The sequence below is a fragment of the bacterium genome (assembly GCA_035308905.1).
GTDB lineage: Bacteria > Sysuimicrobiota > Sysuimicrobiia > Sysuimicrobiales > Segetimicrobiaceae > DASSJF01.
In genome coordinates this window covers 20,724-27,259 of record DATGFS010000046.1, presented here as the reverse complement: position 1 = coordinate 27,259, position 6,536 = coordinate 20,724, and the positions used below count along the sequence as shown (strand labels likewise).

General features: G+C 67.8%; 5 protein-coding genes. 1 reads left to right on the top strand and 4 read right to left on the bottom strand.

Annotated features, from left to right (window positions below; all coding sequences use genetic code 11):
• Positions 1 to 211: 211 nt before the first annotated feature.
• From gatB to VKT83_14030, 4 genes are all read right to left on the bottom strand, one after another.
• A complete protein-coding gene (gene gatB, locus VKT83_14045; GenBank protein HLY23581.1) occupies positions 212 to 1,681 on the bottom strand; it encodes an Asp-tRNA(Asn)/Glu-tRNA(Gln) amidotransferase subunit GatB in 1,470 nt (489 codons plus the stop codon).
• Positions 1,678 to 3,144: an Asp-tRNA(Asn)/Glu-tRNA(Gln) amidotransferase subunit GatA gene (gene gatA, locus VKT83_14040; GenBank protein HLY23580.1), complete on the bottom strand. Its 1,467-nt coding sequence runs from the start codon at positions 3,142 to 3,144 to the stop codon at positions 1,678 to 1,680. Before gatA ends, gatB begins: the two co-directional genes overlap by 4 nt.
• 42 nt (positions 3,145 to 3,186) lie before the next feature.
• A complete protein-coding gene (gene gatC, locus VKT83_14035) occupies positions 3,187 to 3,477 on the bottom strand; it encodes an Asp-tRNA(Asn)/Glu-tRNA(Gln) amidotransferase subunit GatC (GenBank protein ID HLY23579.1) in 291 nt (96 codons plus the stop codon).
• Positions 3,478 to 3,558: 81 nt separating this feature from the next.
• Positions 3,559 to 5,163 carry a glycosyltransferase family 39 protein gene (locus VKT83_14030; GenBank protein HLY23578.1) on the bottom strand — a complete coding sequence of 535 codons (1,605 nt, stop codon included), beginning with the start codon at positions 5,161 to 5,163 and terminating at the stop codon, positions 3,559 to 3,561.
• A gap of 161 nt (positions 5,164 to 5,324) precedes the next feature.
• Between VKT83_14030 and VKT83_14025 the strand changes: the two genes are divergently transcribed.
• Entirely contained in the window at positions 5,325 to 6,524 is a 1,200-nt protein-coding gene (locus VKT83_14025; GenBank protein HLY23577.1) for a transposase, read from the top strand.
• The last annotated feature ends 12 nt before the right edge of the window (positions 6,525 to 6,536 follow it).

The following is a 6,536-nucleotide window of genomic DNA, read 5'->3' as shown; positions in this document are numbered from 1 at the left end:
AGCTGATCGCAAAATGGCGGTAGGTCAATTGGGCATTGCGCCCATGGCGGAGGTAGTACTCGATCCATCCCAATCGCCGTTTGGCCTCGCGCGAGAGCGCCGGCGACACGCGGATCCGTCGGGTGCCGCGCACCAGGCTCTCGTGAATCTGCATGGGGCCAGTATAGCCATGGCCCAGCGGCTGAAAGCGCCGATTCCGTCGCGACACCCTTCAACGAGGGTCTTTCGGATCTATCTGAACCTGTACAGGCGCGCCGAGGCGCTCCCGCAGGAGGCGGTTCACCACCTCCGGGTTGGCCCGGCCCCGGCTGCGCTTCATGACCTGGCCGACGAGAAACGCGACGGCCCTGTCCTTGCCGGCCCGGACGTCCCCTACCGGACCGGGATGCTCGGCGATCACGCCGTCCACCATCTCAGTGAGCGCGGCTTCGTCGCTGATCTGCGCGAGGCCGCGGTCCTTCACGATCTCGGCGGCGGTCCGGCCCGTGCGCAGCATCTCCTCGAGGACCTCTTTGGCGAGGCGGCCGCTCAGCGTCCCGCGATCGAGCAGTCCGAGCATCTCCGCGAGGGCCGCGGGAGTGATTCGGGCCTCCTCGATCTCCTGCCCCGCGGTGTTGAGGTAGGCCGCTACGTCGCCGACGAGCCAGTTGGCGACGATCTTGGGCTGGTCGAACCCGCGCACGGTCGCCTCGAAGAACTCGGCCATCGGGCGCGTCGCGGTGAGCAGGCGCGCCTCATGCTCCGGCAGCGCGAAGGCCTCCGCGTACCGCCGCCGCTTGGCGTCGGGCAGCTCCGGCAGCCCGGTGCGGATTTGGGCGACCCACGCGTCGTCGACGACGAGCGGGACGAGGTCGGGCTCCGGAAAGTAGCGGTAGTCCTGCGCCTCTTCCTTCTCGCGGGATGAGAAGGTCACGCCCCGCTGTTCGTCCCAGTGGCGGGTCTCCTGCACGACGGCCTCGCCGCGCGCCAACTGTTCGCGCTGGCGGGCCTCTTCGAAGCGCAGCGCGCGCTCGACGGAGCGCAGCGAGTTCATGTTCTTGACCTCGGTCCGCGTCCCGTGGGGCCCGCCCGGCGCGCGAAGCGAGAGGTTGGCGTCGCAGCGGAGCGTCCCTTCTTCCATCCGGCCGGTCGTCACGCCCGCGTACTGCAGCACGGCGCGCAGCTGCGCGAGAAACAGCCGTGCCTCCTCCGGCGAGCGCAAATCCGGCTCCGTCACGACCTCCATGAGCGGCGTGCCGGAGCGGTTGTAGTCGACCAGGCTGCGGCCCTCGGCGTGCAGCAGCTTGCCGGTGTCCTCCTCGAGATGCACGCGGCGGATGCCGACCGTGTGGGGAGCATCGCCGTCCTCGAGCAGGAAGCGCCCGCCGGTCGCAAGCGGCGGATGCCCGGCGTACTGGTACTGCGAGATCTGGTAGTTCTTCGGCAGGTCCGGATAGTAGTAGTTTTTGCGGTGGAATTCGCTCTCCGAGTGAACCCGGCACCCCAGAACCACCGCGGTGCGCAGGCCGAGCTCGACCGCCCGGCGGTTCAGAACCGGCAGCGATCCCGGCAGCCCGAGGCACACCGGACACGTCCGGCTGTTCGGCGCCGCGCCGAACTCCACCGCGCAGCCGCAGAACATCTTGCTCGCGGTCTCGAGCTGGACGTGGACCTCGAGGCCGATGACCGTTTCGAGGGTCATGCCCGCGCCTGCGCGCCCCCGTCTGCGCGGGGCGGTGCGGCCAGCGCCGGCCGCGCCGTGTGATGCGGCGTCGCCTGCTCGAACGCGAAGGCGGCGTTGAGCACCGTCGCTTCGCCAAAAGCGCGGCCGATCAGCTGCAGCCCGACCGGCAGACCGTTCACGAACCCGCACGGCACGGAGATGCCGGGCACCCCGGCCAGGTTGACGGGGATTGTGTAGATGTCCGAGAGGTACATCTGAAACGGATCTTCGATCTTCTCGCCGAGCAGAAAGGCCGGCGTCGGGGCGACCGGCCCGAGCAGCAGATCGAACCGCTCCAGGGCCTGGGTGAACTCCCGCCGGATGACGGAGCGCACCCGCTGCGCCCGGAGATAGTACGCGTCATAGTAGCCGGAGGACAGCGCGAACGTCCCCAGCATGATCCGGCGCTTGACCTCGGCCCCAAAACCTTCCCGCCGGGTCCGCGCGTACAGCGCGTACAGGTCGTGCGCGTGCGCGGTGCGGTGGCCGTACTGCACGCCCGCGTACCGCGCGAGGTTGCTGCTCGCTTCGGCCGGGGCGATGATGTAGTAGGCCGGCAGCGCGTACACGGCGTGCGGCAACGAGACCTCGTCGCAGACGGCGCCCAGCCCCTCCAGCACGCCGGCCGCGGCCCGCACCGCGCCGGCGACCGCCGGGGCGAGCCCCTCGCCGAAGAACTCCTTCACGATCCCGATCCTGAGGCCGCGCACCTCGCCGGTCAGCGCCTCGGCATACGGCGGCACCGGCTCCGGCGCCGAAGTGGAGTCCGCGGAATCGCGCCCCGCGATGACGCCGAGAAGCAGCGCGGCGTCGCGCACGTCGCGGGCGAACGGCCCGATCTGATCGAGCGACGACGCGAACGCGATCAGGCCGTAGCGCGAGACGCGTCCATACGTCGGCTTGAGCGCGACGACCCCGCAAAAGGACCCCGGCTCCCGGATGCTGCCGCCGGTGTCGCTGCCGAGGGCGAGCGTCGCCTCGCCGGCGGCCACCGCCGCGGCGGAGCCGCCGCTCGAGCCGCCGGGCACGCGCATCGGATCCCACGGGTTGCGGGTCGGACCGTACCCCGAATTTTCGGTGCTGCTTCCGAAGGCGAACTCATCGCAGTTGGTCTTGCCGAGCAGGATCGCCCCCGCCTCGCGCAGGCGCGCCGTTACGGTCGCGTCGTAGGGCGGCCGGAACCCGTCGAGTATCCGCGACCCGGCCGTCGCCGGCCAGCCCCGCGCGCAGATGTTGTCCTTGAGCGCGAGCGGGATCCCGGCGAGCGGCGGCGCGCCCTCCATGCCCGCGCGCCCGTCCCAGCGCGCGGCGTCGCGCAGCGCCGCCTCGCAGTCGACGTGAAGATAGGCGTGCAGCGTCGGCTCGAGCGCGGCGATGCGGTCCAGCACGGCGCGCGCCGCCTCCGACGGGGAGGCCTCGCCGGCCGCGTACAAGCGGCGCAGCTCCCCGGCGGTGCAGTCCGCGAGCGACCGCGGTGCTCCCACCTACTCGCCCTCGATCACCGGCGGGACGACAAAGAAGCCGTCCTCCGATGCGGGGGCGTTGGCGAGCGCCTCATCGACCGTCAGGCACGGCCGGACGGTGTCGTCTCGCAGCACGTTCGTGATCGCGGTGGCGTGCTCCGCGGGCGCTTCGGCCGCCAGATCGAGGGCGAGCAGACTCTGGAAATGCGCGAGGATGTCCCCGAGCTGCGCGCGGAAGCGCTCCCGCTCCTGGTCGGTCAACTCGAGCCGGCTCAGACGCGCCACATGTGCGACGGTACGGTCGTCAATCACGGCAAAGCCGCCTCCATGCCCGCTGGACTGGCGCCATGGTAGCACGGCGCCCGCAGCGCCCTCAAGCGACGGAGTGCCCGCTCACGGCGCCCGCGAACGGACGACGAAGATCGCGGGGTCGATGATCGGATACGAGTTGGGGACGAACTTGCTCTCCTCGTTGAACGTGGGCAGGTAAGGCGGCCGCGGAAACACCGCGGCCGCCGGTCGCATGTGGATCGGGTTGCGGTCCCCGACGACCGCGAGGTCGATACGCTCCTTCGCGTACCAGGACGGCGGCGTCGCGCGATCCGTCCATTCGACCCGGAACGGCAGACGGTCGAGATCCGGGAGATACCACGCCAGCTCCAGCTCGAACGCCACCGCGGCGCCCTTCGGCACGTGGCCGCGAAGCCACGCCACCGCCTGGGTGCGCGTATCGCGATGACTGTACAGCCACCATCCGAGCACGGCCGATTCCCGCACCGGACCGATCAAGAGGATGGCAATGCCGGCCGCGGCGGCGGCCGTACGCCATCCGGGACGCCGCAACGGCCCGGCGCCGGCCGCGCGCTCCCACACCCAGACCGCGCCCAGCGCCGCCCAGATCGCGACTAGCGGCAGCACCGGCGACAGATTGCGCGTGTAGAAAACGTTGGCGCGGGCGAGAAACAGCAACTGCACCGCCGGAAACGCGAGAAGATACCACTGCACTCGGGGCTGCAGCCGGAATCCGGCGGCCACCCCGACGACCGCCGCGATCCCCGGCAGCAGGCCGAGGCCGGCATGCGGCACGACGTACCAATCGCCGCCCTGGGTCGGCCAGAAAAGATAGCCGAGGTTGAGGCCGAGCTTACTCAAGTATTCGACGGGGCCCGGCAGCGCCAGCAGGCCGTACGACTCGGTGTGCCAGCTAAAGCCGGCCCACACTTCTTCAGGGTGGATCAGAACGTACGGCGTCCCGAAGACTCCCCCGGCGACGACGCCCAGGGCCATCCATCCCAAAGCGGCGTCGACGAGCGCCGTCCGCCGCGTGTTGAACACGTGCGCGATTACGAGGGGAACGACGAGCCACACCGCCGTCTGTTTGGTCGAGACCGCGAGCCCGGTCAGCAGACCGGCGGTGAGATAGTCTCGCCGCCGGCCGCGCCGCAGCACGCCGAGTCCGGCGAGCAGCGCGGCCGTCGCGAAAAATGCCTCCGGAACATCCACCCGCACGGTATCGGCGTAGTAGACTGCCCCGGGAGCCGCGGCGAGCAGCGCCGCGGCCAGGAGGCCGACCGGACGGCCGAAGACGGCACCGCCGAGGCGGTAAGTCAGGTAGACGGTGGCCGCGCCGAGCATCGCCGTGAACGCCCTGGCCCAGAGATAGAACGACGGGGCGCCGATGTACCACAGATACCCGGGGACCAACGGATGCGCGAGCACGACGTCCCGAATCGACGGCAGGATGCCGTGCGCGTGCAGATAGAGCGCGTGGACGTACACGACGGGGCACAGCAGATAGTAGTACAGGGTGCCGTAGAAAAAGATCCCCGGGTTTAACGTATGATCGCGGACCATCGTGATGACATGCGGGAGGACGAACACTTCGTCCCATTCGTGGAGATACGGCAGCCCGCGGCCCACGCCGAGCAGGCGCAGCGCGAGCGCGCAGGCCACGATCAGGCCGGCAAGTAGGCCCTCCCGGGATCGTCTGGCGCTCACAGAGCCAATCGCATGGCCGCCCAGCACCGCCTCCCCGGTCGAATGGCACGTCCCTCAACATGGCTTCCCCTGTCGGAAGGATTTTTGTCCGTGGGCTCAAATATATGTCTATGTGTATATACGTATGAATATCTCGCGTCGTCGCTCCCAGCGAACCTGTCGTGGCGCTCACTAGAAAAGGGTGTCGGTTCCGCCTTGATCCTACAAGACGACAGCTTGATGGATTTATCCGGATCGCAGGCGCGCGCCGTTGGGTTTGGAACTGGGCTCTCGAGCGACGAATTCGGCACTTTCGTGAGCACCGATCTCTGCTTTCCTACATCGCTCTCTCCAACGAGTTGACGAGTTTGAAGCGTCAGCCGGATACTCGGTGGTTGCAAAAAGCCGACGCCCAAGCTTTGCAGCAGGCAATTCGTGATCTCGATCGTAGCTTTCGGGCGTTCTTCGCGAGGCGTGCCCGTTTCCCACGCTTCAAGAGCAAGAAACGAGATAAACTGACCTTTCGCATCCCACAGTCCATCAGAGTGACCAACAATCGAGTGTACGTCCCCAAGGTGGGATGGGTTCGAATGCGGCAATCCAGGCCCATCGAGGGACGGATTACGAGTGCTACATTCACTCGGGACGTGCTGGGCCGCTGGGATGTTAGTCTTGCTGTCGAGGTGGACTTTCCGGACGCCCCACTCCCTCCGGTCGATGCCTCCGCGACCATTGGTATCGACCAAGGGTTGTCGGACTTCATCGTGCTCCCCGACGGCAACCGAGTCGGGGCACCGCGATATTATCGGAAGGCCGAACGCCGGCTCCGCCGTGCCCAACGTCACCTTTCGCGGTGTCGTCCTGGGTCGCGCCATCGCGAGCTGGCTCGGAGGCGTGTGGCGAGAATTCATCAGCGTATCGCTAATCAGCGCCGGGACTTCGTGCACAAGATCACAACGCACCTTGTTCGAAGCCATCACGGGGTGTGCATCCAGAAGTTGTCCGTATCTGGCCTGGCGAGGACCAAGCTGGCCAAGAGCGTATTGGATGCCGCCTTAGGCGAGCTTCATCGGCAACTGGCCTATAAGAGCAACTGGTACCGTCGACATTTTGTCGTTATCGACCTGTGGTTTCCCTCCACGAGGCTCTGTGGTCAATGCGGAGCCCTCAATGACACCCTGTTGCTATCCGATCGTGAGTGGCTCTGCGTTTGCGGAGCCACCCACGATCGCGACATCAATGCCGCCCGCAATATCCGAGCGGAGGGCCTGAGATTGCTCGGCGTCGCCGCGGGGCACGCGGAGACGGAAAACGCTCGCAGAAAGGCTGTCAGACTCCCGATGGGAGCAGGCCTTGATGAAGCGAGAATCCCCGCCTGTTGACCATGGGGAGTG

Coding starts and splice junctions, on each gene's coding strand:
- gatB (HLY23581.1), bottom strand. CDS start 1,681: ATGACCCTCGAAACGGTCATCGGCCTCGAGGTCCACGTCCAGCTCGAG.